The 18,711-nt window shown below is 69.1% G+C and carries 8 protein-coding genes and 3 pseudogenes; 4 read left to right on the top strand and 7 right to left on the bottom strand.

Annotated elements, in window-relative coordinates:
• Positions 1-11: 11 nt before the first annotated feature.
• The 4 genes and pseudogenes from ACFY0T_RS01910 to ACFY0T_RS01895 form a co-directional block, all read right to left on the bottom strand.
• Positions 12-1,436, bottom strand: a complete 1,425-nt coding sequence (locus ACFY0T_RS01910) for a non-reducing end alpha-L-arabinofuranosidase family hydrolase (RefSeq protein WP_388863835.1) — start codon at positions 1,434-1,436, stop codon at positions 12-14.
• A gap of 103 nt (positions 1,437-1,539) precedes the next feature.
• Positions 1,540-3,849 carry a beta-L-arabinofuranosidase domain-containing protein gene (locus ACFY0T_RS01905; protein ID WP_388863833.1) on the bottom strand — a complete coding sequence of 770 codons (2,310 nt, stop codon included), beginning with the start codon at positions 3,847-3,849 and terminating at the stop codon, positions 1,540-1,542.
• A 162-nt stretch (positions 3,850-4,011) separates the two neighbouring features.
• On the bottom strand, positions 4,012-4,215 hold the full coding sequence (locus tag ACFY0T_RS01900; protein ID WP_388864200.1) for an RICIN domain-containing protein: 204 nt from the start codon (positions 4,213-4,215) through the stop codon (positions 4,012-4,014).
• Between the two features lie 121 nt (positions 4,216-4,336).
• A pseudogene (locus ACFY0T_RS01895) lies at positions 4,337-6,097 on the bottom strand (family 43 glycosylhydrolase); the annotation flags it as partial.
• 755 nt (positions 6,098-6,852) lie between these two features.
• Between ACFY0T_RS01895 and ACFY0T_RS01890 the strand changes: the two are divergent.
• Positions 6,853-8,210 (top strand): annotated as a pseudogene (locus ACFY0T_RS01890) (glycoside hydrolase family 43 protein).
• Positions 8,211-8,283: 73 nt separating this feature from the next.
• Here ACFY0T_RS01890 and ACFY0T_RS01885 read toward each other — a convergent pair.
• Positions 8,284-9,390, bottom strand: coding sequence for a ricin-type beta-trefoil lectin domain protein (locus ACFY0T_RS01885; RefSeq protein ID WP_388863831.1), 1,107 nt, complete (start codon positions 9,388-9,390; stop codon positions 8,284-8,286).
• 471 nt (positions 9,391-9,861) lie between these two features.
• On the opposite strand from ACFY0T_RS01885, the gene ACFY0T_RS01880 reads away from it, so the two are divergent.
• Positions 9,862-10,425, top strand: coding sequence for an MBL fold metallo-hydrolase (locus ACFY0T_RS01880; protein ID WP_388863829.1), 564 nt, complete (start codon positions 9,862-9,864; stop codon positions 10,423-10,425).
• Between the two features lie 99 nt (positions 10,426-10,524).
• Here ACFY0T_RS01880 and ACFY0T_RS01875 read toward each other — a convergent pair whose 3' ends face one another.
• A complete protein-coding gene (locus tag ACFY0T_RS01875) occupies positions 10,525-12,417 on the bottom strand; it encodes an amidohydrolase (protein ID WP_388863827.1) in 1,893 nt (630 codons plus the stop codon).
• Between the two features lie 101 nt (positions 12,418-12,518).
• Between ACFY0T_RS01875 and ACFY0T_RS01870 the strand changes: the two genes are divergently transcribed.
• A complete protein-coding gene (locus ACFY0T_RS01870; protein ID WP_388863825.1) occupies positions 12,519-13,574 on the top strand; it encodes a LacI family DNA-binding transcriptional regulator in 1,056 nt (351 codons plus the stop codon).
• A 137-nt stretch (positions 13,575-13,711) separates the two neighbouring features.
• Positions 13,712-16,145: pseudogene (locus ACFY0T_RS01865) on the top strand (SpoIIE family protein phosphatase).
• A gap of 127 nt (positions 16,146-16,272) precedes the next feature.
• On the opposite strand, the gene ACFY0T_RS01860 reads toward ACFY0T_RS01865, so the two are convergent.
• Positions 16,273-18,615 (bottom strand): alpha-L-fucosidase, encoded by a 2,343-nt coding sequence (locus ACFY0T_RS01860; RefSeq protein ID WP_388863823.1) that lies wholly within the window; start codon positions 18,613-18,615, stop codon positions 16,273-16,275.
• Positions 18,616-18,711 lie beyond the last annotated feature (96 nt).

Below are 18,711 nucleotides of genomic sequence, written 5' to 3'. Positions count from 1 at the left end.
GCGCGCGGGTATCAGCGCTGCAGGGTGAGGACGCCCGGCCGCCAGGGCAGCTCGTTGTAGGGCATGCCCGGGGTGACGGAGGCGGGGGACAGGCCCTGGTAGAGGAACTGCAGGTTGCAGGGGTCGATGGTCTTGGTCTGGTCGGGGTTGTTGCGGACCAGGTCACCGTGGCTGATGTCGTTGGTCCAGGTGGCGCCGCTGTTGGCCTTGCCCGCGAAGGGGTTGGACTCGGTGGCGGCCTGCGGGGTCCACGGACCGTTCAGACTGGAGGCGGTGAACGACCGGAAGTAGCGCCCGTTCGCACCGATCGCCTCGACGATCATGAGGTACTGGTTCTGACCCTGGACCTTGTAGACCTCCGGTGCCTCGAACAGCTTCTCCCTCGTGTCGGTCATGACTGTCTTGTACGAGGAGCCGAAGCTGCCCGGGAAGTCCCCGATCGGCATGCTCGCCTGGTAGATGTCGCCGTTGTCGCCGGCGAAGAACATGTACATGGTCTTGTCGTCAGCGATCAGCGTCTGGTCGAGCGGGCCGCCGCCCGGGATGCTGCCGGTGAACAGCGGCTGCGGGGAGGACCAGCCGTTGGGGTTGGTGGGGTCGCTGGACGTGCGGTAGATGAAGGGCGAGGCACCCCACTGGGAGGCCAGCACCCAGATGTTCTTGGGCGCGAAGTAGAACAGGGTGGGCGCCACCGCGGACTGGCTCATCCCGGTCTGGCCGGCCGACGCCATGTCCGACCAGTTCGTGAAGGGACTGAACGCCATCGAGCCGTACGACGTCCCACCCGACACGTTCGAGGCGTAGACCAGGTGCTTGCCGTTGTACGTCACGTTGGTGAAGTCCTTCACCGAGTTCCACCCGTTCGCCGGCTGCGCCAGCGCACCCGTCGACGTCCACCGGTACGTCGACGGAAGTGAACACGTGCCGCCCCCCGGTGCGGACAGGCCGGTCCACTTCTGGTTGTTGCCGCCGTGGCAGTTCCACAGCTGCACCGCCGTGCCGTTGGCCGTGGCTCCGCCCGACACATCCAGGCACAGCCCGGACTCCACGGCGACGACCGTGCCGTCGGAGTTCACCCGCCACTGCTGGTTCGTGCCGCCGGTGCAGGACCAGATCACCGGCCGGGTACCGGCTGTGTTGGCGTGGCCCGGGACGTCCAGACACTTGTTGCCGTACACGGTCAGCTGGTTGCTGTCGGTCAGCGTCCACTGCTGGTTGGTCCCGCCGTGGCAGTCCCAGATCTGCACGTTCGTGCCGTCGGTTTGGCCGGCGCCCGGGACGTCCAGACACCGGCCGGAACCGACACCGCGCAAGGCGCCACTGGTGGCCGCCTGAGCGGGGTTGGCGACGAGCATCGCCGCCAACGAGACCAGGGCCGCGACCGCGGCGGCGAGCACCACAGACAGTCGTCCGCGGCTAGTACCTAAGTTGCGCATGAGGACCTCGCAATCCTGTGTGCACGAATGTTCGGGGTACCGAATGATGGTCGACGTGCCGAGCGGGCGGGAGGGCGGAGAACGGCCAAGTTCCGCGACAGGCCTAGTTCACCAAGATGCGCCACCGGTTGTCGGCGGTGCCGTTGTCCGAGTCCTGGACGGCGAACGCGCCGACGGCGGTGGAGTTGTTCGCGATGGCGAGCAACTTGCCGCTGTTCTCGTTGCGGATCTTGTAGGTCCCGTCTCCCTGGTCGAGCAGCGTCCATCTGTGGTCGGCGGTGCCGTTGTCCGACCACTGCAGGACGGTGGCGCCGTCCGTCGTGGACATGTCCAGGACGCCGAGCACCTTGCCGCTGTGGGCATTGCGGAAGCGGACCTTGTTTCCGTCGGTGACCATTTGCCAGTTGTGGTCGGCGGTGCCCGAGTCGTTCCACTGCAGAGCGCGGCCACCGTCGGCCGTGGACATGTTCTGGATGCCCAGCACGAGACCGCTGCCCACGTTGGCGAGACGGACGGTGTTGCCGGTGGTGTTCCAGTAGACGGTGTAGTTGTGGCCGTGCGCGTCGTGGAACGGGCCCAGGTTGACGCTGGAGCCGTTGGCGGTGGCGGTGAAGGCGAGCGAACTGCTGCTGGTCCGTTTGACCGAGGACGTGTTCAGCGACGGGAGGGAACTGAGCGAGGTGTCGCCGTAATTGCCGGACAGGACCACCGGGCCGTAGGTGATCGCGGCGACGTTCGCGTTGTCGTTGGCCGGTCGTATGCCGACCCGCATGGGCAGGCGGACGGTGACGGTGTCGCCGGAGACCCACGAGCGGCTCAGGGTGGCGTAACTGCCGGGGGTGGTGGGGATGTTCTGCGCCGTGCCGTTGACGCTGATGGTGGCCCCGGTGGTCCAGCCCGGGATGCGGATGCGCATCGCCCAGGTGCCGCTGACGTTGCCGGTGACCTGCAGGGTCGTGGTGTCGCTGACGGGGTATGTCGTGGTCTGGGTGACGGTGATTCCGCGCTCCGACCAGTTGAGCACCGAGGGCACGAACAGGTTCACGATCAGCGTGTCGTCGCTGTGGAAGTAGATGGAGTCCATCAGCCTGGTGTGCATCTCCAGGCCTGTGCCCTGGCAGCACCAGAAGGTGCCGTAGTCGGTGCTCCAGGTGCCGCCGCCCCACGCCGGGCCCACACCGCGTCGGCCTCCCGGGTTGAGTGAGGTGAAGTAGGTGACGTGGCCGTGGTCGTCGGCCGGGTTCTGCTGGCCGATCATCTGGTTCAGCCACGCCCGCTCGTAGTAGTCGAACAGCGCTGCCCGGTTCGGATCCAGCGCGAACAACTCCCTCGTGAGAGTGAGCATGTTGAAGGTGTTGCAGCTTTCGCACGTGTCCTTGTTCAGGTAGGCGGCGATGGCGTTCGGGGCGCGGAAGTGCTCCGCCTGGCTGTTGCCGCCGATGGCGTAGGTGTGCGCGTTGACGGTGATGTTCCAGGCGTTGGTGGCGATGTCCCGGTAGCGAGTGGTGCCGGTGGCCTTGTACTCCCGGGCGGCCCCGATCCACTTGGGCACCTGGGTGTTGGCGTGCAGTCCGTTGAGCTGGTCCTGGTTGGCCGCCAGCGGGTCGAACACCGCGGCGTGGTCGAACCGCCGGGCGGCGGTGAGCCACCGCGCGTCGCCTGTCTGCTGGTAGAGATCGGTCAGCACGGTGTTCATGCCGCCGAACTCGGTTTGCAGCATGGCCTGCATCTGCTGGCTGGTCAGCCTGCCGGTGCGCCAGTCGACCCATCCCGCCAGGGCGAGCAGCACGTCCCGGGCCTCTGTACTGCCGATGTGGCGCCACACGTCCAGCAGGCCGACGAGGGTCTTGTGGATGGTGTAGTACGGCACGTTGCCGTTGCTCAGGGTCCGCTGCTCGAGAGCGGTGAAGTCGGACTCGGGGTACCCGGAGAGGTACCCGGTGTTGAAACCGGCGGCGCTGTTGTTGGCCTGGCACTTGGCCAACTCCGCGACCATGTGGGTTGCCTTGTCCCGACAGGTGGTGTCCCCGGTCACGGCGTACAGCTGTGCCCAGGCCGTGAGGAAGTGCCCTTGGACGTGGGTGCGGAAGGGGAACGTCGGCGCGTCCCAACCGCCGGTGGCAGCCGCGCCGTTGGTGGACAGCCGATGGTTGGCGCGAAAGTTGTACAGCAGCCGGTCGACATCGACGAACCGCAGGTAGTTCTGCGTACGGTTCTGGTTGTCCAGCCACCGGCTTGCGGTGAGCCGGACCTGGTCGAGTTCGAAGGGGTGCGCGGAGACCCCGATGTCGGCCCTTGCGGGAGGGATCGCCGCGTGGGCGGGAGAACTGCCGATGAAGGATCCGGTGGCAGAGGCGGCGACGGTTGACCCGGCTACTTGCAGCAGGCGCCGTCTGCTGACGGAGGAAGACATCTTGAACCTTTCGGTGAGGGGAGAGTGACTGCTTGGTCGTCGATGCGTCCGCTCACATGTCCGACGGTCGGGTGCGGCAGGTCACGGGGCTTGTGTGCTGCCGATGTGGCGCGGCGATGGGGGCGCCCCTTGCTCGAGCGTGCAAGGCCCCCTTCAGGGGCCCTAGTTGGTGACGCGGTGGAAGGTCCATCGTTGGTTGGAGCTGCCGACGTCGCGGTACTGGATCAGTGCGGCACCGTCGGCCGTGCTGCCTCCCTTGACGTCGAGCACCTTGCCGCTGTTGCGGTTGACCAGGACGAACTCGCCGCCGGTCTGCGGGCGCAGCTGCCACTGCTGGCTCGTGCGGCCGTCGGCGGTCATCTGCACGACCGCCGCGCCGTCCGCCGTGGAGGACCCTGCCACGTCGAGCACCTTGCCGCTGCGGACGCAGGATGGTGTGGTAGCCGTCCCCGGTGGACTGGAAGGCCCAGTGCTGGTTCGACGCGCCGGTGTCGGGCCACTGGATCACGGCGGCGCCGTCCGCGTTCGACGCACGGTAGACGTCGGCGACCTTGCCGCTGCGCACGCTGACGCACTTGTAGGCCCTGGTGGGCGCGATGGTGTATTGCACCGAGTCGACGTCGACGTCGACGTGGCCGGTGCCGTTGGGGTTGTAGGTGTAGAGGCCGAGCCGGTCGCCGCGGTATCCGCCCCAGGTGAGCTGGTAGGTGCCGCCGAACGAGGTGAAGACGTTTCCGTCGAGGCTGTAGGAGAACCGGCTGACCCCGTTGACGTCCCAGGTGGTGCGCAGCCACACGGCATTCTGCGTGATCGCCGGGCCGTAGGTCAGGGTGCCGCCGGCGTTGTGTGCGATCGTGGTGGTGGTCCCTGAACGCCGGACGCCCAACCCTGCGTAGGTCGCCGCGTAGTGGCACAGTCCGGCGTGCTGGCCGTCGGCGAGGCCGGCCAGTTCGAGGCGGACGGTCACCGTCGCGCCGCCGGCCGTGCGCAGCACCCGCTGGGTGAGGGTGTTCCCCACCTTGGTCAGGTTGTTTGCCACCAGCGGGGCGAACGCCTTCAAGCGCAGGTAGCCGGGGCGTTCGGTCAACGACCAGTGGTCCGCGCGCGGCTGGTAGTACCACTCCCACTGCGGCTTGAGGCGGGTGTCGGTGAACAGGTCGCTGGTCACCATGGCGGGCAGCGCGTCGACCGGCATGCCGGGCGTGCCGCCGGCGGGCACCCGGCCCGTCCACACCATGTTGCCTATGCCGTCGGCGCCCACCTCGCCCAGGATCGGCCAGCCGTCCACCCAGGTCACCGGCAGCAGGGACAGCACGCGTCCCTCCCAGTCGCCGTGGCCGTGGTGGGTCACGAAGTACCAGGCGCCGTCCGGAGTCTGCACCAGACCGCCCTGGTTGGGCTCGCGGTCCACCGAGGCGTTGACGTGCTCCAGTTGCCGGGTCTCGAACGGGCCGTAGAGGCTGGAGCCGCGGTTCATCATCAGCACCCGGCCCTCGGACTTCACCTCGCTGAACAGGTGGTAGTAGGTGCCGTTGAACTTGTACAGCTTGCTGGCCTCGCTGCGCGACGACTGGTGGATGACCGTGGACGGACCGACCAGCGCCTTCCCGTCCTCGGACAGCTTGAACAGGTGGATCTTGTAGCCGTCCGCGTAGTGCGTGGCGACCAGGTAGCCCTGCCCGTCGTCGTCCCAGAACGGGCACGGGTCGTCCCAGCCGGAGGTCCGCCACACCGCCGTCAACGGCTCCCACGGCCCGGCCGGCGACGGGGCCGACGTCATGAAGAAGCCTTCGTCGGGAGTGTTGAAGTACACCCAGTACCGCCCCGCGTGGAAGCGGAGGGCGCCGGCCCACACGCCACGGCCGTAGCGGTTCATCCGGTCCCAGTTTAACTCCGGTCCGATACGGGTGACATCGTCGACCGCGCCGCCGAGCGTGCGCCAGTTGACCAGGTCCTTGGAGTGCAGGACGGCCATGCCGGGCGAGTACCCGAACGTGCTGGTGATGCCGTAATAGTCGGAACCGACCCGTAAACAGTCCCAGTCGCTGAAGTCGCCCGGGATGATCGGGTTGACGTAGGTGCCGTCGCCCTGGTCGCCCCACGTGCCGGCCGGAGGTACGGCCGCCGCCGCCCTGCTTGCCGGCAGCAGGCCCGGCAACACGAGCGCCCCAGCGCCGACCGCGGCGAGCCGGCCGAGCTGTCGTTTGGTGATGTCCACGATCTGTCCTTTGTTCAGAGGGCGTCGCATGTATAGGCGGCTCTTCGACGCGGAACACGGCCTCGCACAGACACCGGTACGGCCCGGAAAGCGTCGTCACCGCCTATGCCGGCGATCTGCCGTATGAGCCGGGAGTACGCCGCCCGCTCCCGATTCGGCTTTCTGGGCCTTGAGGGATCCTGTCCCGCCGGATCTCGAAGCCCATCACCACCCCTGAACCGGGATGTTGCGACGACCAACAGGTGTGCGCCGGAGCCGTTGGTGACGGCGAGCGGAACGCGATGGCGGCGAAATTCGCTGCCCGGGCGCGGAGTTGGAGAACATCAGGGTGTTCGACGATCTGTTGGCCAGGGAGACCTCGGTGCCGATGAGGCCGGCGGGGGCGGTCATCAGCAGCACGGCACGGACCGGGGCGTCTCCGCACAGACGTCTCGCGCCTGGAAAGCGCGCGGTTCGGGGCATGGGGGGTGGGTTCCTTCCGGAGGCGGGACCGCTCTCGCACCGCGAATGACCGATATTCCGAACGTGGGTCGAATTGCCGGACCGGGGTCGGCGCCGAACGTAAAGGGTGCCCCGTACGGAAGTCAATGTGTGTGACAGTGCGGCTTCTCCGTTATCCGGGCGGCGCGAAATGCGCAGGAAGGGTACTCGTCGGAAACATTGACGGAACCACAGCTCAAACCTATCTTCTGCTCGAAGTTCCGCACGCTGGTCGTTATTTCGAACAATCGCATCCTTTGTCGCGGCGGCTCGGCCAAGCGGGCTGGCCGAGCCCGGAGGAAGAGTTGAACAGAACCGTAAGAACACTGCTCGCCCTGCTGGGCCCACTGCTGCTGGTCCTTCTGGGTGGCGCCGTCCTCCAGGGCACTGCCTCCGCCGCCGCCCCGCCGGCCGGGCAGGCCACGCGCTACACGATGACGGCGTTCACCAACAGCAGTGAGTCGAACCTGTACGTGTACGACTCGCCGGACGCCACCGGTTTCACCCTGCAGAAGGGCCCCGCCTACACCCGCCGTCCGGACTGATCCGGGACCCCAGCATCTTCAAGCACACCGACGGCTTCTACTACCTCACTTACACCACCAACTGGACCGGGAACACGATCGGTTTCGCCCGGAGCGCCGACCGGGTGAACTGGACGTTCCTGTACAACTACACGATCCCGGTGAGCGGGCTGACCCGTACCTGGGCGCCCGAGTGGTTCATCGACACCGACGGCAGCGTCAACATCATCGTGTCCGTGACGACGGCGAGCACCGCCACCGCCTTCACCCCCTACAAGATCACGGCGACCAACTCCGCGCTGACCACCTGGTCCGCGCCCAGCCAGCTGTCCGGCATCGGTCCGAACAACATCGACGCCTTCATCGTCAAGGTCGGCTCCACCTACCACGCGTTCACCAAGAACGAGACGACGAAGTACATCGAGTACGCCACCGCCTCCAGCCTCACCGGCCCCTACACGATCCAGAAGACGGGCGACTGGGCCGGATTCGGCAGCTGGGTCGAGGGCCCGGCCCTGGTCCAGCTCGACAACGGCGGCTGGCGCATCTACTACGACGGCTACCGCGCCGGGAAGTACTGGTACAGCGACAGCTACGACAACTTCGCCACCTGGTCCACCCCCACCGAGGTGCCCGGGCTGTCCGGCTTCATCCGCCACGCCACCGTGCTGAAGGAGACGGTCTCCGGCGGTGTCACCCTGTCCACCAACACCACCAGGTCGCTGCGGTCGGTCAACTACCCCGACCGGTACGCCGTGGTGCGCTCCGACAGCCTCGGCTACATCGACCCGGTGAGCGCCTCCAGCAGCACCGCCGTCAAGCAGAGCGCCACGTTCACCGTCGTACCCGGCCTCGCCGACGCCAACTGCTACCCCTTCCGCGACTCCTCCGGCCGCTATATGCGCCACTGGGACTTCCGGATCCGCTTCGACAGCAGCAACGGCACCGACACCTTCAAGAAGGACGCCACCTACTGCGCCCGCCCGGGCACAGCCTTTGGTTCCGTCCGCCTGGAGTCGTACAACTACCCCGGCCGCTATATCCGCCACTACAGCTACGCACTGCGCGTGGACCCCTACCAGGACACCGACACGTTCCGCGCCGACAGCTCCTTCACGGTGGTCAGCCCCTGGGCCTGACCTGTCCGACCCACCCCCTTGCATGTTCTCCCGGGATCTGAGCCAGGAGAGGCCCAGATCCCGGGAGCCGGTGTCATCCGGCGGTCAGCGTGGTCCACTTCTGGTTGGAGCCGCCGTTGCAGTCCCACAGCACGAGCTGTGTGCCGTCGGTCGTGGAGGAGCCCGGAACGTCGAGGCAGCGGCCGGAGACGGGGTTGCGGTAACCGCCGTTGTAGGGCTGCCAGACCTGGTTGGCGCCGCCGTGGCAGGCCCAGAGCTGCACCTTGGTGCCGTTGGCGGTGGCCCCGCCGGCGGCGTCGAGGCACTTGCCCATGGAACGCAGGGTGCCGTCGGTGTAGGCGGACCAGTACTGGTTGGCACTGTCGCCGCAGCTCCACGTCTGGACGGCGGTCCCGTCGGCGGTGTTGGCGCCGTTGACGTCCATGCACTTGCCGGCGATGCCGGACTGCACGCGGGCGGGGGCGGGGGCGGGGTTCTTCAGCCACCCGGCGCTGTCCGCGGTCTGGACACCACGGTGGAAGGCGTCGGCCATCTTCTGGTAGCCCGAGTCGTTGGGGTGCAGGGGGTCGGCCAGGTCGGCCGTGGTCAGACTGCTCATGTCGACGAATGCGACGTGTTTGCCCGCGGCCTGTGCGTCGCTGACGATTTGCCGGGTTGCCTGGTTGTACGTGCCCCGGAACCGCTCCTCCGAGCTGCTGGTGGACACGACCAGGGAGGCGACGAGGACGGTTGCGTCGGGGACGTCGGCGGTGATCTGGTTGACCAGCGACCTCAGTCGGGCGATGGCGCTGTCGACCTCGGAGGCTCCTTGGAGGTCGTTGGTGCCGATGTGCAGCGTCACGACGTTGGGCCGGTAGCGGGTCAGCGAGGCGTCGGCGAGAGCGGCGATCTGGTCGATGCGGTACCCGGAGTGGCCTTCGTTGTCGGGGTCCGACATCGAACCGTTCCGCCCCGTGCCCACGAAGTCCAGCGGATGGCCGTCCGCGGCAAGCTTGTTCCACAGCGGACCCCGGTAGCCGTTGCCGGTACTGCTTCCCACACCCCAGGTTATGGAGTCGCCCAACGGCATGACTCGTAAGGGTGTGTTGGAGGCGGCGGAGGCGGGGGTCACACCCGTCGCTGTCACCCCGAGCGCGGCAGCGACAAGCGTGATCAGAGGTAGAGCCCAGGACTTTCTCATGCAGCGTCCTCTTCTACGAGTTGTTGCTGAGTCAGCGGGTCTGATCGCCGTTCGTGTCAGTGCTCGGGTGAGCGTTGACAACACCGAGCGCCCGAAGCGGCCTCACAAGCGCACCCGTATAGATACCACGATCCCCGGCTGTAACATCCCATGAATACAAGAAAATCTGAGATCGGTGGCGCGAGGACGAGCCTTGCACCCTTGTCTCCCAAGTGCGCTGCTCCTGCGGTCTGTTCGTCGCCGCATCCCTCTCTGATATTGGCTCGTTAACATCCCATGTCTGCCGGGAGTGTTCGACCCTGTCGAAGGGACTGGGCTCGGCCCGTGCCTGTGTACCTCAACAGCCTTGTGATGGCTTGTGGTTAAGGCCTTAATCACTCAGCGTACCCAGCGACGGTGGCCGGGACGGCCGCCGGGTCCGGCTCGTACGGCCCCCACACCGCACCGATCACCTCATCCGAGGAGCCCTTCATGACCGCTGCCTTCCACGTCCTGACCACCGGCTACGCCGACACGCGGGTGGCCGGAACCGTCACCCTGCTCGTCGACGGCGAGACCGTCGCGATCGTCGATCCCGGCATGGTCGCGGACCGCCGACTCATCCTGGACCCGCTCGCGCACCACGGGCTGAGCCCCGAGGACGTCACCGACGTGATCTTCAGCCACCACCACCCGGACCACACGCTGAACGCGGCCCTGTTCCCCGAAGCCCGCTTCCACGACCACATGGCGATCTACCAGAACGACATCTGGGAGGACCGCGATGCCGACGGATACCAGCTGTCGCCCTCGATCACGCTCATGACGACGCCCGGCCACACCGCGCAGGACGTCAGCACCCTGGTCACGGTCGACGAGGGCCTGGTGGTTCTGACCCATCTGTGGTGGACCGCCGAGGGGCCGGTCGACGACCCCTTCGCGCCTGATCGCGAACAACTGCGGGCGGCCAGGGAGAAGGTCCTGGCCCTCGGCCCGGCACTGATCGTGCCGGGACACGGGGCGCCGTTCGTGCCGTCGGCGTCGACGCCCGTCTAGCCTGCCTCACACCTTCGTCGCCCAGCCGTGGACCATCGCCGCCCACGCCTTCCGCGCCCCCGCCCCCTCGCGTGGGCCGGGGCGCGGCGCCTGCGCGGGTCAGTGGCCTCGGCAGCAGGAGTCCCCCGGCGTCCGGCCCGCGCCCAGCACGCCCATACGCCTGCCCACCTCGGCTCGGGCCTGTCCGGTCTCCGAGTCGGCGTCGTGGACCACCCGTCCGGAGATCAAGGTGTACCGGACTGCGGTGGCACGGATCTCCTTCACCGGGACCTTGGTGACGTCCCGGTCCAGAACGATCAGATCCGCCCGTTGGCCCGGCCGCACGGTTCCCGAACCGCTGTCGTGCAGCTGGTGTGCCGCCCCCGCGGTGTGCATGACCAGCGACTGGGTCCGGGTCAGCGCCTCGGCGGCGTTCAGAGGGGGCTGGTTCTCCTCGGGGTTGCTGCGGTCGATCGCGGTGGCGATCTGGGTGAAGGGGAGCAGCGGGTCGACCGGCCAGTCCGAGCCGCCGGCCAGCCAGGCCCCCGCCCGGGCCAGGCTGCGGGCCGGGTACAGGCGCGCGTACCGCTCCGGTCCGAGGTAGGGCCGCAGCGAGTCGCGGGTGAACACGGAGGGCATCGCCCACTGCAACTGCATGCTCGCCACCACTCCGGCCCGGGCGAAACGCCGGTAGTCGTCGGGGTGCACCAGTTCGAGGTGGGTGACGGTGTGCCGCCGGCCACGGCGGCCGGGGCGGGCGACGGCCTCGTAGGCGTTCAGGGCCGTGCGTACGGCGCGGTCGCCGATGGCGTGGGCGTGCGTCTGCCAGCCGTCCGCGTCCAGGGCGCGGACCAGAGCCCGGTAGTCCCGCTCGCTGACATGCAGATCGCCCCGGTGATCGGTCGGCCTGCCCTCGGCGTCCAGATACGGGGTCAGCAGGGCGGCCGTCTGCGCCGGGAACTCCATCACGCCGTCGAGGAACACCTTGGCGGTGGTCAGTCGCAGCGTGTCCGGCCCGGCGAAGCGCCGCCGGATGTCGCGCAGGTACTCGGCCGCGGCTCGGGGCTTCTTGGCGAGGTCCGCGTCGATCAGCAGCGCGGGGGTGATGCGCTGCGGCAGCAGGCCCTTCTCGATGAGGTCGGCGTAGGTCGTGACGGTGTCCTCGCCGCTGGCGGCGTCGAGAAAGGACGTGATGCCGGCGGCCAGCAGCGCGCCGGCCATCCTGGCGTGGGCGGCCTCGACCCGGTCGGGACTCGGGGGAGGAATCACCCGGGAGACGAGCCCTTGGGCGTCGTCCTTGAGCAGGCCGGTCGGTTCTCCGGCGGCGTCGCGGACGATCTGTCCGCCCGCCGGGTCGGCGGTGGTGCGGTCGACACCCGCGAGGGCGAGCGCCCTGCTGTTGAGGAGGCTGTTGTGGAAGTCGGAACCCTGCAGGTAGATCGGGCGCCTGGTGTTCAGCGAGTCGAGCAGCTGCTTGTCGGCCACGGTGCCCGCGGGCAGCAGGCCGGCCGGGTTCCAGTCGGTCACCTGGAGCCAGCCGTCCGGTTCCTGCGCCGCCGTCGCGTCCACCATCTCCTGAAGTCTCGCCCGGAGTTGGGGGACTGTGACGGCCTCGTTGCGCAGCGACGGGTTCAGGGACTGTATGGCCGCCCCGAGCGGGTGCATGTGCCCGTCCTGGATGCCCGGCATGACGGTACCGCCGTCGGCGTCGACGACGACGGTACGGCGGCCGATGCGACGGCGGATCTCCGCGTCGGACCCGACCGCGAGGATCTTTCCGTCGCTGCCGATGGCCGCTGCCTGTGCTGACGCGCCGGCGTGGGTTCCGGTGAACACCCTTGCGTTCAGCACCACGGTGGTCACCTGCACCGGCGGTCGGCCGGTCGCGGCCCGTGCCGCCGTACCGGCACCGGCCACCGCGAGGGCGCCCGCCCCGGCCGCAGCCAGAAAGGTCCGCCGGTGCAGCGGGCCGCCCGCAGGCCCGTCGAGGGGGCCGTCGTGGACATCTGGCATCTCATCACTCCTCACCCGGCGGCCGTTCCGGTCGCCGTCGCCCGGTACGCTGAGTGATTAAGTTCTTAACCACAAGCGTTCACAGGGCAGTTGGGGTACGCATGGAGAGCTCTCGTGCCTGGCGGCGTCCCACGCTCGGCGCCGTCGCCGTACGGGCCGGGGTGTCCACGGCCACGGTGTCGAACGCGCTCAACGGCACCGGGCGGCTGTCCGAGGCGACCAGGCAGCATGTGCTGGCAGCGGCACGCGAACTCGGTTACGCCCCGGCCAGCACGGCCCGTGCCCTGGCCCGAGGGGGCACCGGAGTGCTCGGGCTGACCATGACGACGTACGGGGACCTTCCCGTCTCGTACACCGAGATCCCGTACTACGCGCAACTGACGCTGGGCGCCATGGCGGCGGCCCACGAGCGGGGCTATCTGCTCCTGGTGATGCCGAGTTCGATGTCACCGTGGATGTGGCTCAACACCCCCATGGACGGCGTCATCCACGGCGGACCGCGCGCCGAGGACCCGGTGCGGGCCATCCTGCGGGAGCGCGGGATCCCGATGATCAGCGAAGGCCGGCCGCCCGAGCCGCACCGGTGCGACGCGTGGGTGGACGCCGATCACGAAGCGGGCCTGCGCCTCCTGCTCGACCACCTCGCGCGGTCCGGCGCGCGGCGGATCGGCCTCTCCCTGCCCCTTCATGACGACGCGTACCCGCGCCTGATCGCGCACGCCTACCGGTCCTGGTGCGACGAACAGGGCGTGTCCGCCCTCGTGGAGGAGTACGCCTCGCTGCCCGACTACTTCACGGCCGAACAGGACGCGGTCGGCCGACTGCTCGACCGCGATCCGCGACCGGACGCCGTGATCGGCGTCTACTCGGACTCCGGTCACAACATTCTCGCCGCCGCCCGGCGCCAGGGGCTGAGGGTGCCGCAGGACCTGCTGGTGGCGTGTGTCAGCGAGGATCCCGACTACGCGACGACGACCCCGCCCGTCACCACGCTCAGCCTCCGCCCCGACCTGGTGGGCACCGAAGCGGTCGATCTGCTGATCGCCCTGATCAACGCCCGCAGCGGCGTGGAACGGCGCCGGCTCGTGCAGCCGGTGCTGGTCCCGCGCCGATCCACCCGGCGCGCGGTGTCCCGCACCGACAGGACCGGCGGGTAGATGCTTCCGCGGCACGGCGTGCGACGCCAGTCGGCCGGTTGAGCGGAGTGTGCCGGGGCGGGATGCTGGAGGCAGCGCCCGTGACGGTTGACGCAACCTTGCTGGGGCGCGACAGGAACGACGTCGGAACACATTCCATGGACAACGAGCCCGATACGACCACAGAAGCAAAGGGCGCGGGAGCACCCGAGGACTTCGCCGTCGTCATCGACACCCGCGGAGCCGTCCTGGCGTGGAGCGCGGGAGCGAGGCGGTTGCTCGGGTACGAGTCCGACGAGGTGGTCGGCCGGCCGGCGGCCTATCTGCTGGCCGCGAGGCTGCCCACCGCGCTGCGGGGCCACCTGGCCGCCAGGGAGCCGTGGACGAGCGATCTCTCGCTGCGGAAGCGGGACGGAGACCGTGTCAAGGTGCAGCTCCGGGGCACGCCACTGGCGGACGCGGACGGCGGGACCCACTGGATCGTCACCCCGGCGGCGGTGACGTACCCCGCCTCGCCGACCGACGCGGGGACGGCGGAGCTGTGGGAGCTCACACTCGCGCAGCTCCCGTTGCCCGTGGCCGTCTACGACCATGAGGCACGGTTCGTGGCCTGCAACCAGGTGATGAGCCGTGCCATGGGGCTCACACAGGAGGAGATGAGGGGCCTGACGTTGTGGGAGATCTATCCCACCCCGCCCCTGGACGAGATCGACCGCCTGCAGCAGCAGGTGGTGCGCACCGGTGAGATGATCTTCCGTGAGGAGCAGCCGTTCCGAGCCTCCGGCGAGGTCCGCGATCACGCGTGGTCGGTCTATCTCTCCCCGCTGAAGGACCCGGCGGGCGAGGTGCTGGGGCTGTCGGCATTGGTGATCGACATCACCGAGCAGTACTGGGCCCGGCGCCGCCTGGCGGTGCTGAACGACGCCGGCGCGCGCATCGGCAGCACTCTGGACGTGACCCGGACGGCCGAGGAACTGGCCGAGGTCGCGGTGACCGGCTTCGCCGACTTCGTCACCGTCGACCTGCTGGAGTCGGTCGTCCGGGGCCACGAGCCGCAGCCGATACCCCCAAAGACGCCGGTCGTCTGCCGCCGTACCGCCCAACGCTCGGTGCTCTCGGGCTGCCCGGAGTCCGTGGTCCGGGCGGGAGACACCGACGTCTATCCTCCCGGCTCCCCACCGGCCGAGGCGCTGATCACCGGCCGGGGCGCCTACTACCGTGCGGGCGACCCGCGGCTGCGCGCGTGGTCGACGGCCTCCCCGGCCCGTGCCGAGAGCATGAGGCGATTCCGGATCCACTCGGTGATGATGGTGCCGCTGCGAGCCCGGGGCGTCACCCTGGGCGTGATGCATCTCCTGCGGCACCGCACCGCTGACGCCTTCGGCGAGGACGACCTGGTGCTCGCCGAGGAGATCGCCGCCAGGGCGGCGGTGAGCATCGACAACGCCCGCCGTTACACCCGTGAGCGCCGGACCGCGCTCACCCTCCAGCGCAGTCTGCTGCCCGAGCGTCTGCCACGGGCGGAGGCGGTTGACCTCGCCCACCGGTACCTTCCCGCCGGTTCGGGGGACGAGATCGGCGGGGACTGGTTCGACGTCATCGCGCTGTCCGGGGGACGGGTCGCGGTGGTGGTGGGCGACGTCGTGGGCCACGGCGTGCACGCCTCGGCCACGATGGGTCGTCTGCGCACCGCGGTACGGACCCTCGCCGACGCCGACTTCGCGCCCGACGAGCTGCTCACCCGGCTGGACGACCTGGTCATCCGCCTGGACCGGGAGGAGGGCCCTGAGGCGCGACGGCAGGCGGAGGGGGCCTCGGGAGAGGTCGGGGCCACCTGCCTCTACGCCGTCTACGACCCCGTCGCCGGCGTGTGCGACATGGCACGGGCCGGGCACCCGCCGCCCGTCCTGGTGACCGCCGACGGCACGGTACGCGTCCTGGACCTGCCCGCCGGGCCGCCGCTCGGCCTGGGGGGGACTGCCCTTCGAGGCCGCCCGGATCGAGGTGGGCGAGGGAAGCCTGCTCGCTCTCTACACCGACGGCCTGATCGAGGCTCCCGGCCGCGACATCGACGTCGGACTGGACCTGCTGACCGAAGCGCTGCGTCGCCCGGCCGCCGGCCTGGAGGAAGTCTGCGACGAAGTGCTGCGCAAGGTACGGCCCGACCCGCCTGCCGACGACATCGTCCTGCTGCTGGCCCGCGCCTCCGGTTTCCGCGCGGACCAGGTACGCACCTGGCAGGTGCCGGTGGACCCCGCGGCCGTCGCCGGGACCCGCCGGATGGCGAGCGAACAGCTGGCCGCCTGGGGGCTGGCCGAGCTCGACTTCTCCACCGAGCTGATCGTCAGCGAGCTGGTCACCAACGCCAGCCGGTACGGCGACGCCCTCATCGAGCTGCGGCTCATCCGCGCCGACGTGCTCATCTGTGAAGTCTCCGACGGCAGCAGCACCGCCCCGCACCTGCGGCGGGCCCGCGTCTACGACGAGGGCGGACGCGGACTGCTGCTCGTCGCCCAGGTGGCCGAGCGCTGGGGCAGCCGCCACACCGCCGCCGGCAAGACGATCTGGGCCGAACAACCTCTGCCTCACTGAGCGTCCCGGCGACTCACACCGCGACGATCTGTCTGCGTCCAGCCCAGCCTCCGGACTCCAGGCGGCCGGAGGAGAGGTACGCCGCGGGGACCGCGCCGGCACGCGGCACGACCCCCGCCCGGCGTCGTCACAGCGCGAGGATCTGCCAGTCCTGGTTGGACCCGCCGGTGGCGGGCCACTGGATGACCGAAGCGCCGTCTGCGGTGGAGGCGTCCTTGACGTCGGCGCACCATCCGTTGCGGACGTTGACGAGCTGGTGGTAACCGCTGGTCTGGGAGGGCACCAGCTTCCACGACTGGTTGTCGCCGCCGTCGTCGGTCCACTGGTTCAGTCCGTCGCCCTGGGCGGAGCCGCCCGGGCTTTGAAGGACCTTGCCGCTGCGGACGTTGGACAGCCGGTAGGAGCTGTCGGTGTTGGGCAGCAGTTTCCACTGCTGGTTGGTACCGCCGCTCCACGGCCACTGGATGACGGCGGCACCGTCGGCGGTCGAGGCGCCGCTGACCTCCAATACCTTGCCGCTCTTGCGGTTCACCAGCCGGACGGTGCCGACGTCCCCGCTGAAGGGCCGGTCGTAGACCTCCAGGCTGCGGATCGATGCCCAGACACCCGAGGACAGACCGGTGACCGTCACCCGTACATACCGTGCCTGCGCGCGGAAGACCGAGACCTGCACCTGACTGGTGCTGGTGGTGGCGGTCAGGTCGGCCAGGGTGGTCCAGTTGGCGTTGTCGGTGGAACCCTCGATCCGGTAGCGGTAGTTGGTGGCCGGGGACTCCCAGGCGATACGGGTTCCGGTCAGCGACCTCTCCGACCCCAGGTCCACCTTCAGCCACTGTCCCGTGTTGCCGTTGCTCGCGCACCAGCGGGTGGCGGTGGAGCCGTCGACGGCCTTGGCCGCGGTGTTGCCCTTGGAGGTCTCCTCGCTGCCGGCCGTGGCCGTCCTGCCGACGGCGATGTCGGCCGGCTGCACGGAGCGGTCCAGCGTGACGCCGACGACGCTGTCCTCGGGGATGCGGGTGCGGTTGATGCCGGTGATCGTCACCTTGCCGTCCGAGCCGACGGTGTACGACAGGTCGGTGCCCGTGGCGACCTCGAAGACGCGGGTGACCTTGGCGTCTCCGGCGGACGGGGTGGTGAAGGAGGTGCCGCTGTAGCCGGGCAGCAGGTGGACGTAGAAGGTGTCGCCCTTGTACGTGAAGCCGTACTGGCCGTCCACCGGTTCCCACGGCCCGCCGCGCGTGCCGTAGACGGCCTGGCCGCAGGTGGACAGGAAGGAGCCGACCCTGCGCACCGCTGCCGCCTGGTCGGCGGGGACCACGCCGGTGCGGTCGGGGCCGACGTTGAGGAGGACGGTCATGTTGCGCACCCAGGAGTTGACCAGGATGTTCATGATGTTGCCGAAGCTCATCACGGGCGCGCCCGCCTTGTAGCCCCAGGCGCCGCCGATGGTGAAGCACTTCTCCGCCAGTCTGCCGGTGCGCATCGCGCCGCTCGGCACGGAACCGCCTTCCTCGCTGGTGAAATCGCCGATCCAGCCGGAGCGCAGAGTGGTGACGATGTCGGGCTGGTGCTTGCGCGCCAGGCCGGTGAGTCCCAATGGCTTGCCGGTCGCGGAGTCGGTCTCGCTGTAGGCGGAGTCCACCGGCCACTCGTTGGCGGGGTCGCGGAACTTGCCGGGCTCCCAGAAGAAGGCGGCGTCCGCGTCGGTACCCTGCTGGCCGAGCCAGCCGCCGTCCCACCACAGGTCGTCGATCTTGCCGTACTGGGTGACCAGTTCCTTGACCTGTTGGTACACCTCGTTCTTCATGATCCGCGCGTTCTCCTTGTGCGCGGGATCGGTGACGTAACCCCACGCGTTCGGGAGGCAGTTGGTGCCGCGGACGTCGTAATAGCCGGGGTAGCGCCAGCTCAACGGCGAGTAGTACAGGCCCACCCGCAACCCGGCGTCGCGCACGGCGGTGACGTACTGGGCGATGAAGTCGCGCCGCAGGGGCGCCTGTCCGCTGTGCCAGGCGTTCGGGTGTGTGGACGGCCACAGCGCGAACCCCTCGTGGTGGCGGGCCGTGAGGACGGTGTACTTGGCGCCCATGTCCTTGGCCAGCTGCGCCCAGTCGGCAGGGTTGTACGCACTGGCGGTGAACTGCTCGCCGGTGGCGTCCGTGAGGTACTTCCGGTAGTTCTCCGGGGTGACGGCGGCGTTCTCCATGTACCACTCGCCCTTGGCCGGGCCGGAGTAGACCCCCCAGTGGATGAACATGCCGAGCTTGGCGTCCTGCAGCCACTGGATCTTCTCGTCTGACTGCTGCTCGATGCCCAGGTCCGGCTGGGGGACCCGCAGCGGGAGGAGCGGCAGCGGCGGTGGGGAGGAGGCGGCGTGGGCGGGGGTCGCCAGCGTCGGCGAGACGGCTGCGGCAACCGTCATGGCGGCCATGCCGGTCAGCACTCTGCGGCGACTGATCGGTTCGGGCAAGGTTCTCTCCTGACTGTTCACAGAACAGCACGGGCGGTGTGCCGGTTCAGGTTCAAAGCGAGCGGGTCGAGGGGCGTCCCGGTGATGGACTCCATG

The organism is Streptomyces sp. NPDC001530 (genome assembly GCF_042894545.1).
In the GTDB taxonomy this organism is placed as follows: Bacteria; Actinomycetota; Actinomycetes; order Streptomycetales; family Streptomycetaceae; genus Streptomyces.
Note: the sequence above shows the minus strand (reverse complement) of the source record. Positions and strands in the feature narration are given on the sequence as shown.